This window comes from Mucilaginibacter sediminis (assembly GCF_051903035.1).
GTDB lineage: Bacteria > Bacteroidota > Bacteroidia > Sphingobacteriales > Sphingobacteriaceae > Mucilaginibacter.
This window is the reverse complement of the sequence record NZ_CP170602.1, coordinates 4,390,122-4,405,739: the sequence shown is the minus strand read 5'-3', so window position 1 is coordinate 4,405,739 and position 15,618 is coordinate 4,390,122. Positions and strand designations below refer to the sequence as shown.

The 15,618-nt window shown below is 44.3% G+C and carries 12 protein-coding genes and 1 riboswitch; of the genes, 8 read left to right on the top strand and 4 right to left on the bottom strand.

All coding sequences use genetic code 11. From position 1 onward, the window contains the following. The first annotated feature begins 189 nt into the window (after nucleotides 1-189). Nucleotides 190-277, top strand: a riboswitch (TPP riboswitch). A gap of 56 nt (nucleotides 278-333) precedes the next feature. The 8 genes from thiS to thiD are packed head-to-tail and all read left to right on the top strand — an operon-like array spanning nucleotide 334 to nucleotide 7,469. Next, nucleotides 334-537: a sulfur carrier protein ThiS gene (gene thiS / locus ACFGVS_RS17985; protein ID WP_439695013.1), complete on the top strand. Its 204-nt coding sequence runs from the start codon at nucleotides 334-336 to the stop codon at nucleotides 535-537. Nucleotides 538-553: 16 nt separating this feature from the next. Continuing rightward, on the top strand, nucleotides 554-2,437 hold the full coding sequence (thiC, locus tag ACFGVS_RS17980; protein ID WP_090639804.1) for a phosphomethylpyrimidine synthase ThiC: 1,884 nt from the start codon (nucleotides 554-556) through the stop codon (nucleotides 2,435-2,437). Nucleotides 2,438-2,441: 4 nt separating this feature from the next. After that, a complete protein-coding gene (locus ACFGVS_RS17975; RefSeq protein WP_439695011.1) occupies nucleotides 2,442-3,041 on the top strand; it encodes a thiamine phosphate synthase in 600 nt (199 codons plus the stop codon). A 15-nt stretch (nucleotides 3,042-3,056) separates the two neighbouring features. After that, complete coding sequence (locus ACFGVS_RS17970) at nucleotides 3,057-3,704, top strand: thiamine phosphate synthase (protein ID WP_439695009.1); 648 nt, start codon at nucleotides 3,057-3,059, stop codon at nucleotides 3,702-3,704. An 11-nt stretch (nucleotides 3,705-3,715) separates the two neighbouring features. Beyond that, nucleotides 3,716-4,483 (top strand): thiazole synthase, encoded by a 768-nt coding sequence (locus ACFGVS_RS17965; protein ID WP_439695007.1) that lies wholly within the window; start codon nucleotides 3,716-3,718, stop codon nucleotides 4,481-4,483. Further along, complete coding sequence (gene thiH, locus ACFGVS_RS17960; RefSeq protein ID WP_439695006.1) at nucleotides 4,476-5,591, top strand: 2-iminoacetate synthase ThiH; 1,116 nt, start codon at nucleotides 4,476-4,478, stop codon at nucleotides 5,589-5,591. The genes ACFGVS_RS17965 and thiH overlap by 8 nt, the downstream gene beginning before the upstream one ends. Nucleotides 5,592-5,593: 2 nt before the next feature. Continuing rightward, nucleotides 5,594-6,634, top strand: a complete 1,041-nt coding sequence (gene moeB, locus ACFGVS_RS17955) for a molybdopterin-synthase adenylyltransferase MoeB (protein WP_439695004.1) — start codon at nucleotides 5,594-5,596, stop codon at nucleotides 6,632-6,634. 1 nt (nucleotide 6,635) lies between these two features. Then, nucleotides 6,636-7,469, top strand: a complete 834-nt coding sequence (gene thiD / locus ACFGVS_RS17950) for a bifunctional hydroxymethylpyrimidine kinase/phosphomethylpyrimidine kinase (RefSeq protein ID WP_274210500.1) — start codon at nucleotides 6,636-6,638, stop codon at nucleotides 7,467-7,469. Nucleotides 7,470-7,669: 200 nt separating this feature from the next. On the opposite strand, the gene ACFGVS_RS17945 is transcribed toward thiD, so the two are convergent. The 4 genes from ACFGVS_RS17945 to ACFGVS_RS17930 form a co-directional block, all read right to left on the bottom strand. Further along, nucleotides 7,670-9,442 (bottom strand): alpha-L-fucosidase, encoded by a 1,773-nt coding sequence (locus ACFGVS_RS17945; protein WP_439695001.1) that lies wholly within the window; start codon nucleotides 9,440-9,442, stop codon nucleotides 7,670-7,672. Between the two features lie 161 nt (nucleotides 9,443-9,603). Then, complete coding sequence (locus ACFGVS_RS17940; RefSeq protein WP_439695000.1) at nucleotides 9,604-10,602, bottom strand: glycoside hydrolase family 43 protein; 999 nt, start codon at nucleotides 10,600-10,602, stop codon at nucleotides 9,604-9,606. A gap of 139 nt (nucleotides 10,603-10,741) precedes the next feature. Further along, on the bottom strand, nucleotides 10,742-12,193 hold the full coding sequence (locus tag ACFGVS_RS17935; RefSeq protein ID WP_439694998.1) for a RagB/SusD family nutrient uptake outer membrane protein: 1,452 nt from the start codon (nucleotides 12,191-12,193) through the stop codon (nucleotides 10,742-10,744). A 20-nt stretch (nucleotides 12,194-12,213) separates the two neighbouring features. Then, on the bottom strand, nucleotides 12,214-15,570 hold the full coding sequence (locus ACFGVS_RS17930; RefSeq protein WP_274210496.1) for a TonB-dependent receptor: 3,357 nt from the start codon (nucleotides 15,568-15,570) through the stop codon (nucleotides 12,214-12,216). Between the last annotated feature and the right edge of the window lie 48 nt (nucleotides 15,571-15,618).

Below are 15,618 nucleotides of genomic sequence, written 5' to 3'. Positions count from 1 at the left end.
TGATTTGTTTAAGTAATCCAGAAATCAGACTCTTTGAACACCTGTTGAAATTTCCGGAGGCCATTCAACCGATTTTAAATAGCTGATGAACAAAATCAATCAACATACCTCCATCATCAAATTAATAATGATCTAAATCAGTAACAGAATAAAAAAGTAAATTAAATACCAAATACTTTATACCTTTACAAAAAACTTTAGGGGTGCCTTGTGCTGAGAAATACCCTTTGAACCTGATGCAGTTAGTACTGCCGAAGGGAAAAGTAGAGCAACCTTAAGGTTGTTTACCAATCCTCCAACGGGTCCATTCCTATCGTTTAAAATTTAAACAGGATGGAAATTACCGTAAATCAACAAAATTATTCCGTTTCTGATGCCTGCTCGTTGCAGCAAATGATTGCTACTGTTCTTACGCAGCCGGCCAAAGGCATCGCTATTGCGGTGAACCAGGAAATCGTCCCTAAAGCCAATTGGGCTACTCACCTTTTAAACCACGGCGATCATATTACCATTATCAAAGCAACCCAGGGCGGATAAAATATACACTCACCACATGAAAACTGAAAAAACTCCAGGAGAACAAGTAATCAGCCGAACGCCTTTCCCGGCCTCGCGCAAAATCTATGTCAAAGGACAAATCCATAATATTCAAGTCGCGATGCGCGAGGTTGTGCTCAGCGAAACCAAACTTCACGGCAGGTTTGGCGAAACTGAACCGAACGCCCCCGTCACCATTTATGATACAAGCGGCCCCTTTACCGATCCTGATATCGAAATTGATGTGAAACAAGGCTTGCCAAGATTGCGCGAGCAATGGATTGTTGGCCGGGGCGATGTGGAGCAATTACAAGCAATTTCCTCCGATTATGGAAACCTGCGTGCCAATGATCAAAAGCTGGACACGTTAAGATTTGCGCACATCAGTAAACCTTATAAGGCCAAACCGGGGATGAATGTATCACAAATGCATTATGCCCGAAAAGGTATTATTACCCCGGAAATGGAATACATCGCTATCCGCGAGAACCAGCGCATAGATTTATTAAAGGAACAGTTGAACGGGCAATATGCGGTGATGTCTCATCAGCATCCGGGCCAAAGCTTTGGCGCCAATACCCCCAAAGGCTATATTACGCCGGAGTTTGTACGCCAGGAAGTAGCCTGCGGCCGCGCGGTTATCCCATCCAATATTAACCACCCTGAAAGCGAACCGATGATCATCGGGCGTAATTTCCTGGTAAAGATCAATGCCAACATAGGTAACTCTGCAGTTACTTCCAGTATTGAAGAGGAAGTAGAAAAAACTGTATGGGCCTGCCGCTGGGGCGCCGATACCATTATGGACCTTTCGACCGGTAAAAACATACACGAAACCCGCGAATGGATCATCCGAAACTCGCCTGTTCCAATTGGTACCGTCCCTATTTACCAGGCCCTGGAAAAAGTAAATGGCAAGGCCGAAGACCTCACCTGGGAACTTTTTAGGGATACGTTAATAGAGCAAGCCGAGCAGGGTGTAGATTATTTTACCATCCACGCGGGCGTTTTGCTGCGTTATGTGCCTCTTACCGCTAAAAGGATTACCGGTATTGTATCGCGTGGCGGCTCTATTATGGCCAAATGGTGCCTGGCCCATCATAAAGAGAATTTCCTGTACACACATTTTGAAGAGATATGTGAGATCATGAAAGCCTACGATGTGGCATTTTCTTTAGGTGATGGCCTAAGGCCCGGTTGTATTGCCGATGCTAATGACGCCGCGCAATTTGGCGAATTGGAAACTTTGGGCGAACTGACCAAGATTGCCTGGAAGCATGATGTGCAAACCATTATTGAAGGCCCGGGCCACATTCCGATGCATATGATCAAAGAAAATATGGATAAACAGTTGGCGCACTGCGGCGAAGCTCCGTTTTATACTTTAGGCCCGCTCACCACAGATATTGCACCAGGTTATGACCATATCACTTCTGCTATTGGTGCGGCCATGATTGGCTGGTTTGGTACGGCGATGCTTTGTTATGTTACACCCAAAGAGCATTTGGGCCTGCCTAATAAAAAAGATGTTAAGGATGGCGTAATTACTTATAAAATTGCCGCTCATGCAGCCGACCTGGCCAAAGGGCATCCGGGGGCCCAATACCGCGACAACGCCTTAAGCAAAGCGCGTTTTGAATTCCGCTGGGAAGATCAGTTCAATTTATCGCTTGACCCCGATACGGCCAGGGAGTTTCATGATGAAACCCTGCCTGCGGATGGCGCCAAGATTGCCCATTTCTGCTCCATGTGCGGCCCTAACTTCTGCTCGATGAAAATTACACAGGATGTGCGCGACTACGCCAAAGAAAACGGCATGGGCGAAGCCGACGCAGTATCCAAAGGCATGGAAGAAAAATCGAAAGAATTTCTGCAAAAAGGCAGCGAAATTTATCTGTAGAAACATGGAATTAATTGTTATTTCAAACCAGGCTGCGGTTGCCGATGAAAGTAGCCTCATCAACAAGCTGTTTATAGCGGGTTTGAAATACTTTCATTTGCGTAAACCCGAAAGCGATGTGCAAACGGTAAAAAGATTATTGAATGCTGTAGCACCCCGTTTTTATGAACGGATTGCCCTGCACCAATTTCACGAAATAGCAGCTGATTACGGGATCAAAAGGCTGCATTATAACGAAAGGGCACGGGAAGCATCAAGCCCAATACAATGGCAAAGTAAATTGGATGACGGATTTACGCTAAGCACTTCTATCCATGATATTTCGGGGCTTCCCGGTTTAACACCTTTTGATTATGTTTTTTACGGGCCGGTGTTTGATAGCATTTCCAAGCCCGGCTATCAAAGTAAGTTGGGCGCTGATTTTAAACTGGATAAAACCAATATCAAACCGAGGGTAATTGCCTTGGGGGGAGTGAAGATAGCCAACTTAGCAAACGTTAAAGCGATGGGTTTTGATGGTGCGGCCGTTTTGGGTACACTTTGGAATGAACCGGATGAAGCCTTAGAACGCTTTAAACAATTAAAAGAAAATCTACCAGCATAAATGAATACGAACGCAATGATCGATAAACTACATTATATCTCCCAACAACCCGAAAATGGATCGCACCTGACCGCTATCCGGCAGGCATTAGAGGCCGGCTGCAAATGGGTGCAACTCCGGGTTAAAGATGAGCCCGCCGGGGTGATCCTGGAATATGCCATCGAAGCCAATAAATTATGCAACCAGCATGGTGCAAAGCTGATTGTGAACGACCATCCGGAAATCGCGCTGAAAGCAGGAGCTTATGGTGTTCATTTGGGCTTGCAGGATATGTCTGTTGCGCAGGCCAGGCGTATCGTCGGTCGGCAAATGATCATCGGCGGAACGGCTAATACCTTTCAGCATATCCGGCAAAGGGTGGCCGAAGGCGTTGATTATATCGGTTGCGGCCCTTACTGTTTCACAACAACTAAAGCAAAGCTTAGCCCCATTTTAGGTTTGGAGGGACTAAAGGATATCATGAAACAAATGCGTGCTGCAAATATGTCGGTGCCGATTATAGGCATTGGCGGTGTATTGCCCGAAGATATTACCCCGCTGGTGAATGCCGGGTTGTATGGTGTGGCCATATCCGGCGCTATTACCAGGGCGGATGATCGTACAGCTATAGTTGATTATAGCTATCAACAATTGAATACCCCGTCAATAAATGAACTTATTTAATCTAAAAGATCATGTTAAAAATAGCCGATAAAACCTTTAACTCGCGTTTGTTTACCGGTACCGGCAAGTTTAGTTCCTCAATTTTGATGGAAGAAGCCCTGCTTGCTTCCGGCTCAGAACTCGTAACAGTTGCCTTAAAACGCGTGGATATGAAAAACAATGATCAAGATGATCTGCTGATCCGCCTCAAATACCCGCATATTAATCTTTTACCCAATACATCGGGAGTGCGTAATGCCAGGGAAGCTGTTTTTGCTGCTCAACTGGCAAGAGAGGCATTGGAAACCAACTGGATCAAACTGGAAATACATCCCGATCCCAAGTATCTGATGCCCGATCCCATTGAAACCTTAAAGGCAACTGAAGAACTGGCCAAATTGGGGTTTATTGTGTTACCCTATATTCATGCCGACCCGGTGCTATGCAAGCGACTGGAAGATGCAGGCACCTCGGCGGTAATGCCTTTGGGTTCGCCTATCGGTAGCAATAAGGGGTTGAAAACTATAGATTTTTTAGAGATCATCATCAGCCAGAGCAATGTGCCCGTAATTGTGGATGCGGGCATCGGCTCACCATCCGATGCAGCCTGGGCGATGGAAATTGGCGCAGATGCGGTACTGGTGAATACAGCCATAGCAGTATCAGGCAATCCCGTACAAATGGCAGAAGCATTTAAAATGGCTGTAATAGCTGGCCGAATGGCGTATGAAGCCAAATTGGCACTGCCCCTACCTTACGCTGCTGCAAGCAGCCCACTAACTTCGTTTTTAGATGAATAGCTTTAAAGATATTTTCGAAACCTACAACTGGGACGAAACCAAAGCAAGTATCTACGCTAAAACAAGTGCCGACGTAGAGTGGGCCTTAGCTGTTGAAAACAGGACCCTGGAAGATTTTAAAGCCCTGGTATCTCCTGCGGCGGCGCCCTACCTGGAGCAAATGGCCGCTATCAGCCAGCAATTAACGCTGAAGCGTTTTGGTAAAGTAATACAAATGTACCTGCCGCTTTACCTTTCAAACGAGTGCAAAAATATTTGTACCTACTGTGGTTTCAGCTATGATAATAAGGTAAAGCGCAAAACACTTTCGCCGATGGAGATTATGCAGGAGGTTGGCATTATTAAGGCCATGGGTTATGACCATGTGCTGTTGGTTACAGGGGAAGATAATGAAAACGTACATGTAGACTATTTTAAAAAGGTACTCGACCTGATCCGCCCACATTTCTCTCATATATCAATGGAGGTTCAACCACTCGACCTGGGAGACTATCAACAGTTAACTCCTTATGGACTAAACACGGTGCTGGTTTACCAGGAGACCTATCACCGCGAAGACTATAGAAAACATCACCCAAAAGGCAAAAAATCGAATTTTGATTACCGGTTGGAAACGCCCGATCGCCTGGGCCAGGCCAACATCCATAAAATGGGTTTGGGGGTATTGATAGGTCTGGAAGACTGGCGCACCGACTGCTTTTTTACGGCACTACACCTCAATTATCTGGAGAAAAAATACTGGCAAACGAAATATAGCCTCTCTTTCCCTCGTTTGAGGCCTTTTAGCGGCGGCTTAGAACCCAAAGTAGAAATGAGCGACCGCGAACTGGTGCAACTGATATGCGCCTACCGGATATTTAATAGCGAGGTGGAACTATCGATGTCTACACGGGAGTCAGAAAACTTTCGCAACCATGTCATCAAGTTAGGTATTACCAACATTAGTGCGGGGTCAAAAACCAATCCCGGAGGGTACGCGGTTGAACCTGAATCGCTGGAACAGTTTGAGATCAGCGACGAACGCAGTCCGGAGCAAATTGCCCGGGTCATCAGATCGCAAGGTTACGAACCGGTTTGGAAAGACTGGGATAACAGTTTAGCGCAATAAGTATGTTAAAAGGCGAAGAACTTAAACGGTACAGCAGGCAGATCATTTTACCTGAAATAGGAATAACCGGGCAGGAAAAACTAAAGACCGCTAAAGTGCTGATGATAGGTGCCGGCGGCTTGGGCTGCCCCGTGTTGCAATACCTGGCTGCTGCTGGCGTTGGCGAAATAGGCATTGTAGATGACGACACCGTAGATATCAGCAACCTGCACCGGCAGATCTTATATGGCGTGAACGATGTTGGCGGTCTAAAGGCGATGCTTGCTAAAGAAAAGCTCGGATTACTCAATCCGCATACTTTTATTACGGCTTACCCGGTACGCTTTACACCGGGCAACGCAGAAGATATTTGCAGGGGGTACGACCTGGTGATCGACGGCTCGGATAATTTCGGGACACGTTATTTGGTGAATGATACCTGCGTGGCCTTAAACAAGCCGCTGGTATTTGGCTCTATATTTAAGTTTGAGGGCCATGTATCTGTGTTCAATTATCAGGATGGACCTGATTACAGGGATGTTTTTCCCGAAGCGCCACCAGCCGACGAAGTGCCCAATTGTGCCGACATAGGTGTATTGGGTGTTTTACCAGGCATCATAGGCACCTATATGGCTACCGAAGCTATCAAGATTATTTGCGGTATAGGCAAAACACTGTCGGGTAAATTAATGACCATTAATGTGCTTGATAACTCAACCAATATTTTTAAAATCCGGAAACAACAAAAACAAGTTCAAACTAAAAATACTGCCACGGCGGCTATGTACCACGAACTAACGATGAACGAGTTGACAAGGTTGTTAACCGAATGCCCCGACGACATCCAGCTAATTGATGTGCGCGAAACCTGGGAGTTTGAAGACTATAATATCGGTGGTATCAACATTCCTTTACATGAATTGAAAGATTGTGCCGAACAATTGCCATCGGATAAAAAATTGATATTCTGTTGCCAGACCGGACAGCGGAGTAAAATGGCCATGCAATTATTAAAGCCTTTGTACAAAGGTGAAATGTATAGTTTAAAAAACGGGGTGATTTAATATGATCAAATATAAATACCCAGTAGTACTCAGCATAGCCGGATCAGACAGTGGGGGCGGAGCAGGCATACAAGCCGATTTAAAAACCATAAGTGCCCTGGGGTGTTTTGGAACCACGGCCATAACCGCGCTTACCGTACAAAATACCTTAGGAGTTAGCGGTATTCACCCTATCCCGGTTGATTTTGTCAAAGCACAAATTAAAGCGGTGATGGATGACCTCAAACCATCTGCCATTAAGATGGGGATGGTGCACAGCGCCGAATTGGCTATTGGCATTGCCGAAGCCTTAAGTGACCACCCAAATGTCCCGGTTATTTTTGACCCGGTTATGGTAGCTACCAGTGGCGACCTTTTGATAGCCAACAATATTGTAGAAACTTTAAAACAATACTTGTTTCCGATAACCAAATTAATTACCCCCAATTTAGATGAAGCGGCTATCCTTACCGGAATGGAGATCAAAACCACCGGCGATATGAAAGAGGCGGCAGTGCAAATCATGCGATATGGGTGTAATGCTGTACTGATCAAAGGAGGACATCTGAAGGGGCCTGATCTGTTTGATGTTTACTTGGATAAAGCTGATAATGAATGTGTTTTCAAGTCAACAGCCGTTGATACAGTTAATACACATGGAACAGGATGCAGCCTGTCATCTGCAATTGCATCTTTTATCGCATTAGGTAATGATCTGGGTATTTCAATATCGAACAGTAAAAAATATATTCAGCAAGCTATAGAGCAGGGCAAGGATGTTAAAACGGGAGACGGTCAGGGGCCGTTGAACCACTTTTTTGATCCTCAAAAATTAGTTAAACATGAAATGGAATGAAACCGCCTGGCGGTTAAGCCCCCCGGTGGAATTTGTTCCATAGGGTTCCCAATGGGGCGGTTTCAGTTACCGGTGATACAAACGCTCTTTGCGCAAAAAGGTCGCCTTTTGAGTTAAGCTCCTTGCCCGAATCACCTTGTTCTATCCATGGCCCACGATATAAAGTGCTTAGGTAAGTCCGGGATAATAGCTATTACTCCTTAATCAATCTTGAACACAACGGATGTAGCGAACGGCATGTCTGGCGGGCAGGTGATGGACAGGCCATCAGCTTCCTGTTTCCATTGTAGCTTGCCGCTGTTACCCAACAGCGTCACTGATCTAACCTGCCGGCTAAGATATTTTGAATCTGTACCCAATGATTTTATCGTCAGCTGTGTCCCGGATACAGGCACAGTCATGCAAAAAGCATACAACGCCCCATTTTTGCCCAAGGTAAAACGAAAGTCCTGAGGGCCGAATTTGAATTCGGCCTGCCTGCGTGTCAATGCGCCGGGGGGCAGCATTTTCAACTTGCCATTCACTTTTTCTCCTTCGCCAGGCATGACCCAGGCATGGCTGCCGTAAACCGCCTCGCTGTTACGGCGCATCCAGATCCCCACTTCTCTTAACATTTTTTGGCTGCCTTCATCCAGCGATCCGTCCGGCAAAATCGAGATGCACACCGCTGCATTACCGTCGCGGGCTATGGCTTCTATAATATAACGTATCATCATACCCGAGTCATAGGTGAAGCCAGGCTCATAAAACCAGTCGCCCACCGGCACTTCAGCTATCCAGGGCTGATCTGTTTTTATATCCGCCGGAATTCCAGATTCCTCGGTATTTACAGTGCCATTAGTTTTTTTTCGGAATTTTACAATACTGAACGCATTTACCTCCCCACGAGTTTTAAGCGTACGGTTGTAATAATCGGCAATAACCGTTTGCATGGCATCGGCTTTTAATCCTGTGCCGGTTCCGTTACCGGTAAATGGCCCCTGAACGGTGCCGTCTGTATAAATGAAATCGGGGTCGTAATGCTCTACTACATCCATCATCCTTAATGCCCATCGTGTGGCATACCATTTTGCATAATCCAAATGATTGCTAAAAATGCCCGCGGGCGCAGGGTTCCATCGCGAGGCTGCTTCCTGAGCAACGCCTTTGTATTCGCGCAAGTCAATTCCATAAAGTAAACGTGGATCATACCCTTCCCACCATTTCCCCTTCCCATCTGCTAATGTAAGGTTGCCATCGTAAGGTATGCCTTTTTTGTCGCCAACGGTGTCGCTGCCAAATGCTGTTTGCCACCACCACCATGTATATTCGTGATGGAAGGTGACGCCATAATGCATTCCATTTGTCCGGCAAGCTTTAGCCCATTCGCCAATTAAATCACGCCTGGGACCGATATTAACAGAATTCCACGGCTGATAACGCGAGTTCCACATATCATAATTGTCATGATGCACACCCTGAATCATCAGGAACCGGGCGCCTGCATCTTTATATATTTTAGTTAATTTGCTGGGGTCAAGTTTGGTAGGATTCCAATCACGAAGTACCTCTTTGTATCCGGTTTTGGATGGGTGGCCATATTTCCTGAGATGATTATTATAGGCTTTTGTGCCGGGTGTGTAAAGTTTGCGTGCATACCAATCGCCGCTCTCGCCTACAGCTTGTGGCCCAAAGTGTACCCATATGCCAAATTTTGCCTCACGAAGCCATGCGGGTTCACCTGGATAATTCTTTTCTATCGATTCCCAAGTTGGCTTAAAGGGGCCATCAGTAATAGGAATATCCAATTTTATTTCAGGAAAAGATTCCCAATCGCCCATAGATACACTATCAATAGGTAAACGCGCCGGAACGGCTGGAAACGGTGGAAGCTGCGTTTTTGACGTAGCTTTTATCTTCTCATTAATGTTTTGGGCACTTAGATTGAATGATGCTGCTGTTATAAAAAAAATAACCCCTAAAATTCTGCTCATGATTAATTACTGATTATTGTTTTTTTAAATTGACTTTGGGTGGGTTGATTTTTGAAGTTACTTATAACTTGCATCAACATGTTTCCGATTAAACCATCCCTGCCGTTTGAGAAATAAGTTTTTATTTCCGAAATGTTTGTCCTAAATCCAGTCAAAACAGGTTAACGTTCTTTAATCTCTATCTCTCCATTGCTTATACTTAAAGGCAGCCACAAATAGGCAGACTTTTCTAAATCAGTTTTATTCCACACATCTCCCATGAAAATGAATTTTCCCGGCTTACTTATTACCGGCAGCACAAATGCTCCCTGCGAAAAAAAGGTCATTTCAGCATATGGTCCTTTACATGGATTGCCTTGTTCTATCCATGGGCCCATAATATTATCAGCAACCGCATAAGACGCCGCATTTGGCGACCAGCCCGAACATCCTGAAGTAATCAAATAGTATTTCCCCTTGTTTTTAAAAACAGCCGGACTTTCCCTTCTTTGATTCTCAAATATTCTTACATATGTTGTTGTTGGCTTTAAATAATCATCGTTCAGCAGGCAAACATGCATCGTATTGTTATCTTCGGATGAGTAGATCAGGTAAGCTTTACCGTCATCATCTTTGTATAAGGTCATGTCTCTTAACATTTGGTCATTGGGTTTTATGCTCCCCAGGTATTGGTATGGCCCCGCCGGGCTATCACTTATGGCAACACCACCCCGCGAATAGTTGTAATCGTTCTTATCTATATGCATCCACATCACAAATTTCTTTGTATGTTCATTATAGATCACTTTGGGCCTTTCTATCACCCTGCCGGTATCCAGGTCATTGCCCGGGTCATTCACTACCGGTTTCAAGGCTATGCCCCTGTATTTCCAGTGCTTCAGATCGGTAGATGAATAGCAGGATATCCCTCCAGCCGGAACCCGGTAATCTTCCCAGTTCTGGCCGGGAACAAGCCAGGTTTTTCCATTTTTTATTTCACCAAAAAGATAATAGACACCTTGATGATACATTACACCAGGGCCATGGGCATTGATGGGTTGGCCATCGGTATCAAGTAATACGCTCCCATGTGCAGGTGTATCAGCAATGAGGTTGTTCGTATTGGCAAAGGCTAAACTTTTTATAGCTATTAATAATGTGATAAGTAAGAAGTGTTTCATTTTCATTTAGGCTGATGTTTGCAGTATATAAAATGACTGGGAATCGCCAATTTGGCAATTCCCAGTCAAAATTGTTTAACTTTTTGTTATTTTCATTCGGGTCACTGTACACAACCGGTGTCTTAGCCGATATTTCTTGTTAATTTCCTAAGTTCGGATTCAACTGAAGGTCGCCGGCTGGGATAGGCAAATAGTATTGTGGTGTTCCAATCGGCGCGTTTTCTGAAGGATCTCGGTTAGCAATAACCTGGGTTAACAGCTGCAAACGCGTTATATCAAACCACCTGGTATATTCACCGGCAAATTCCCAGGCCCTTTCGTTAATTACCGCTTTTACAAAATCTGTACTTGATAAACCACTCAAAGGAGCTAAACCAGCGCGGGCACGTACCGCGTTAATACTTGCGTAAGCCTGGTCATTAGCAGCGCCGCTCCTGGCTTGTGCTTCGGCATATATTAATAAAACATGTGCGTACCGCATCATTTGAACGGTAGCACTTGAGCCGTCGGTACTACCCTCAACAGGAGCCCTGAACTTCTCATAATAAGGGTGTTTTACTGCATCGCTCTGCCATGGTATAGTTGTACCATCAGACTTTTTAATAACCGTGTGGAAAGTGGCATCCTTTCTGGGACCGGCCGGAAAATCATTGAAAAATTTGATTTCTGCAAAATAATCATCCCAGCCGTTTTCTTCGCCAGGCATTGCAGACGAACCATAAAGCGCATTTGAGTTAAACCAGTTACAGGTACCACAATTATGAATGGCAAAAACCTCTTCTGATGTTGTTGTCCCTAACCGGGTATTCTGCCATAATGTGCCCAGATCGGCTACCAGATCAAAACTGTAGGCCGCCTTGTTATCAATTACTTCTTTCGCTTTAGCAGCAGCCAATGCATATTTTGAATTATCATTAACAGGCCAGCCACCCTCTGTAAGGTAAACGTCTGCAAGCAACGCCGACGCAGCGCCTTTTGAGGCCCTGCCTGCATCCAGTTTTTTATTTTGCATCAGTTTTTCGGCATTCAGCAAATCGCTTTCAATCAGTTTATATATTTCTGCCGGGGCCGAGGTTCCAACTTTTAAAACCTCGGGGCTGTAAACTTCTGAAGTGATCAGCGGAATTTTTCCCCATAACCTAACAAGCCAGTAATAATCAAGCGCACGCAGATAATAAGCTTCGCCCAGGATTTGATTGATAGCGGCAGCATCGCCCGTGGTTGATTTATAATTGTTGATGATGTTATTGGACCCTTGTATTGATTTGTAGCACCCGTTCCAGATATTAAGCATCCTGCCGTTAAGATTGGAAACATGATATTGATCAAATTCCCTCAGGTCGGCCTTGTTGCTGGCCGGGTGAGTAGTGAGGTCATCGGACCCCATTAACACGGCAACTACTGCTGCCGTAGTAAATCCATTTATCCAGGTGGTTGATAATGGTTTATAAGCGCCTACCAATGCTGCATTTAAACCGGCTACCGTACTTAATGCCTGTGTACCTACTACCTGGCCTCTGGGGTCTTCTTTCAGCGCTTTTTTACAGCCCACCACCGATAGGATCATTACTATAATTAAAATCTTTTTCATAATTTATCTTTTCAATAAGTTTAAAACTTCAATACCGCACCTACGTTAAATGTCTTGGAATTAGGATAAGAACCAAAATCAATGCTTTGGGTAACATCCGAGCCCGAACCCGCGTTGGTTGACTCCGGATCAAATCCTTTATATTTGGTTATGGTAAATAGGTTAGTTGCACCTATAAATAGCTTCAAGTCGACATTTTTGATGGTACCTTTTGGCAGGTGATAAGAAATGTTCAGGTTCTTCAGCCGCACAAAATTTCCATTTTCAAGAAAACGGCTCGATTCAAAATAGTCTTTATTGGTAGAACTGAATGCCGGTATATTTGAAGTTTCATTGATACCCGGCTGGTACCTGTTTAAAACGCCTACATTAGTAGCTTGCTTGGCATCTGCATTAGCGGTTATAGAACTGGCGTAAGAGTAATCAAGTTTACTAAAGCCCAATAACGACTGTACAAATACATTTACCGAGAAATCACCATAAGTAAAAGTATTGTTCCAGCCGAGCGATTGTTTAGGCGTGCCGTTCCCTATAATCTGAAAATCACTACCGTTTATGGCATTGTCGCCGTTTAAATCCTGGTAGTGTGAATCCCCTGGCTTGTTGCCATATTTTGCAGCTTCGGTAGCTTCATTTGGTTTCCATGTTCCCAAATATTTCAGCCCCCAGTATGACCCAAGTGCATAACCAGGTTTAATAATAAATTCAGGTTGGGTAGATAGGCCTGCTCCCGCGTTTGGTACGCTTTTGTCTGAAAATACACTGGCTATTGTACCTAAGCTTTTAACAAGGTTTTTTTGAAACGTTATGTTAAACGAGCTGGACCAGGTAAACTTACCCGATTGTACGGGTGTGCCGCCAATGTTGAATTCGAGCCCGCTGTTTTTCATTTTTCCTACGTTACTAATGATGTTTCCACCTCCTGCATAAGCAGGCAACGGAAGGGATAAAAGTAAATCCCTGGTATTTTTAACATAGGCATCAGCTGTAAAATTTAACCTGTTGTTAAACAATGACAGATCTAAGCCCACATCTTCTGCCTGCGTGGTCTCCCATTTCAGGAAGGGATTGGCTGCGTTACCAAGTACTATTCCCGAAGAAACCGAAGTGTTGTTGAAACTGTTGGCCGCCGAAAAGGCATCGCTGAGGTAAGTTGAAAGCGTGGCATAAGGATTAATAGCCTGGCTTCCTGTTAAGCCCCAACTGCCCCTGATTTTGAATGTATCAAAAAGGTCCAGTTTTTTGATAAAGGACTCTTCGGAGAGTTTCCAGCCCAAAGCTATTGATGGGAATGTGCTTTCCTGGTTGGCGGGTTGAAATTTTGAAGAACCGTCTCTCCTTACCGAAACCGTCAGCAGATACTTGTCTTTAAATGCATAGTTTACCCGGCCCAAATAAGAGATTAAAGCCGACCCAGAATAGGCCGACCCCGCCGATTGTGTAGTGGATAAAGCAAGGTTATCGTAGCCCAGGTTAGCAAATGTAAGGTTGTTAGCATTGGCGCTAAACCCTGTTGATGTATATTTCTGCTGCTCAAATACCGCGGTTACATTTAGGCTATGCACGTTATTGAATAGGTGCGAATAGTTTAATGTATTGGTATTTTGTAAATTAATTAATTCTGTAGATGTGCGGCTGGCGTTTGGAATATTATTGGTGATACTTGGTCCTGAATAGTTTTTTCCTTGAATATTCTGATAATCTACACCAAAGCTTACGTCCAACGAGAGGTCTTTGAAAAAACGGTAATTTGCGCCCCCGTTTAAAGTTATATTGGAGTTGTCTACAATGTTTTCTGCGTCATTTGCCAAAGCAACCGGATTAGAACGAATAGAACCCAGCGGATCTACAATGGTATATGTTCCTGCAGCGGTCCTTACAGGTGTAGTTGGCGCCCAAGCCAAGGCCTGGTTAACCGAGCCGCCTGTACCCTGGTTACCCGTGTTCAGTGTTTCTCTTCTTATGGCCGAAATATTAAGCCGGGTACTTAATTTATCAGAAAATTGTGTGTTAATGTTGGATCTGAGGGCATACCGCTTAAAGTTTGAATTAATAACAATACCATCCTGGTTGAGGTAATCGCCCGAAATAAAGAATTGTGTTTTGGCGTTGCCGCCCGAATAACCTAACTTATATTCCTGGCCGGGAGCATTCCTGAAAACCAAATCCTGCCAATTAGTTCCGCCGGTGATTTTAAAATTATCTATTTGTGCCTGGGTAAAGAAAGGAGATATATTAAGGGCTGCATTTCGGGCGTTTACTGTGGTAGCAAAGTCAGCCGCATTCATCAAATCCATTTTTTTAATAACTTTTGATGAATAAAAAACAGGGGTAAGGGTTATTTCCTGTTTTTGTGCGTTTCCTTTTTTAGTGGTTATCAAAACAACTCCGTTTGCACCCCTGCTGCCATAAATTGCCGTGCTTGACGCATCTTTCAAAACTTCAATATTAGCAATGTCGTCGGGATTCAGGTTGTTAAAATCACCGCCTATAAAACCGTCGATAACGTAAAGCGGATTGTTGTCCCCAAGTATAGAATTGGAACCCCGCACCCTGATCTTAACATCGCCACCGGGCGCACCAGAGTTGTTAACCACCTGCACCCCGGCAACCCTGCCTTGTAAGGCCTGGTCGATACGGGTAACCGGTTGATCTTTAAAATCTTTTGACGATAGGCTGGATAAAGAACCTGTTACATCAGACTTCCTCTGGGTGCCATAGCCAACAACGACTACCTCGTTAAGCTTGCCCAGAATTTCATGCAGGGTAATGCTCACAAATGGTTCTTTAGCCTTTGCAACGAATGTATAAGATTGATATCCGATAAATGCAATCTCTATTTTATCCCCTTCATTCGCCGTTATTGCAAATTCGCCATTTGCATTGGCTCCTGTGTGGGTATTAGCATTTTTATTGGTAACTGTAGCGCCACTCAACGGCCTGCCTAATGAATCTACAACCTTTCCCGAAACATCTATTTTTATTAAAATATCCGTTTTGGGTTGATTATCCTGTAAAATCTCTTTCCTGGTTAATACAATATTGTTTTTAACAAATTTATAGGTTAAAGGCAGGTTCTTTAAGCTCGCCTTCACGGCATCTTCTACCGTTGCCTCCTTTAACTGAACAGTTATTGGTGTATTGGGCAAATCCTTACTGTCATAAAAAAAAGTATAGCCACTTTGTTGTTCAATATCATGTAAAACCTTTTTGACTGAAGTGTTTTTTTCATTCAGGGTAATTTTCTGTCCGAATCCTTTTGCACTTACCTGTGCAAGGGCTATGATGAGGATGAACATTGTTAGTTTCATAATCAATAGCAATTTATGTGGCAGCCATAGGGACGGCACACCACGTTTTAAAGTATTTAATTTCATACTTTTGTAATGTTTGGGTTAATACGTGAAAAATAGACTCTAACTGGT

What these genes read in the sequence shown, in the direction of transcription:
- thiS (WP_439695013.1), top strand. Translation starts at nt 334, where the DNA reads ATGGAAATTACCGTAAATCAACAAAATTATTCCGTTTCTGATGCCTGC.
- thiC (WP_090639804.1), top strand. Translation starts at nt 554, where the DNA reads ATGAAAACTGAAAAAACTCCAGGAGAACAAGTAATCAGCCGAACGCCT.
- ACFGVS_RS17975 (WP_439695011.1), top strand. Translation starts at nt 2,442, where the DNA reads ATGGAATTAATTGTTATTTCAAACCAGGCTGCGGTTGCCGATGAAAGT.
- ACFGVS_RS17970 (WP_439695009.1), top strand. Translation starts at nt 3,057, where the DNA reads ATGATCGATAAACTACATTATATCTCCCAACAACCCGAAAATGGATCG.
- ACFGVS_RS17965 (WP_439695007.1), top strand. Translation starts at nt 3,716, where the DNA reads ATGTTAAAAATAGCCGATAAAACCTTTAACTCGCGTTTGTTTACCGGT.
- thiH (WP_439695006.1), top strand. Translation starts at nt 4,476, where the DNA reads ATGAATAGCTTTAAAGATATTTTCGAAACCTACAACTGGGACGAAACC.
- moeB (WP_439695004.1), top strand. Translation starts at nt 5,594, where the DNA reads ATGTTAAAAGGCGAAGAACTTAAACGGTACAGCAGGCAGATCATTTTA.
- thiD (WP_274210500.1), top strand. Translation starts at nt 6,636, where the DNA reads ATGATCAAATATAAATACCCAGTAGTACTCAGCATAGCCGGATCAGAC.
- ACFGVS_RS17945 (WP_439695001.1), bottom strand. Translation starts at nt 9,442, where the DNA reads ATGAGCAGAATTTTAGGGGTTATTTTTTTTATAACAGCAGCATCATTC.
- ACFGVS_RS17940 (WP_439695000.1), bottom strand. Translation starts at nt 10,602, where the DNA reads ATGAAACACTTCTTACTTATCACATTATTAATAGCTATAAAAAGTTTA.
- ACFGVS_RS17935 (WP_439694998.1), bottom strand. Translation starts at nt 12,193, where the DNA reads ATGAAAAAGATTTTAATTATAGTAATGATCCTATCGGTGGTGGGCTGT.
- ACFGVS_RS17930 (WP_274210496.1), bottom strand. Translation starts at nt 15,570, where the DNA reads ATGAAATTAAATACTTTAAAACGTGGTGTGCCGTCCCTATGGCTGCCA.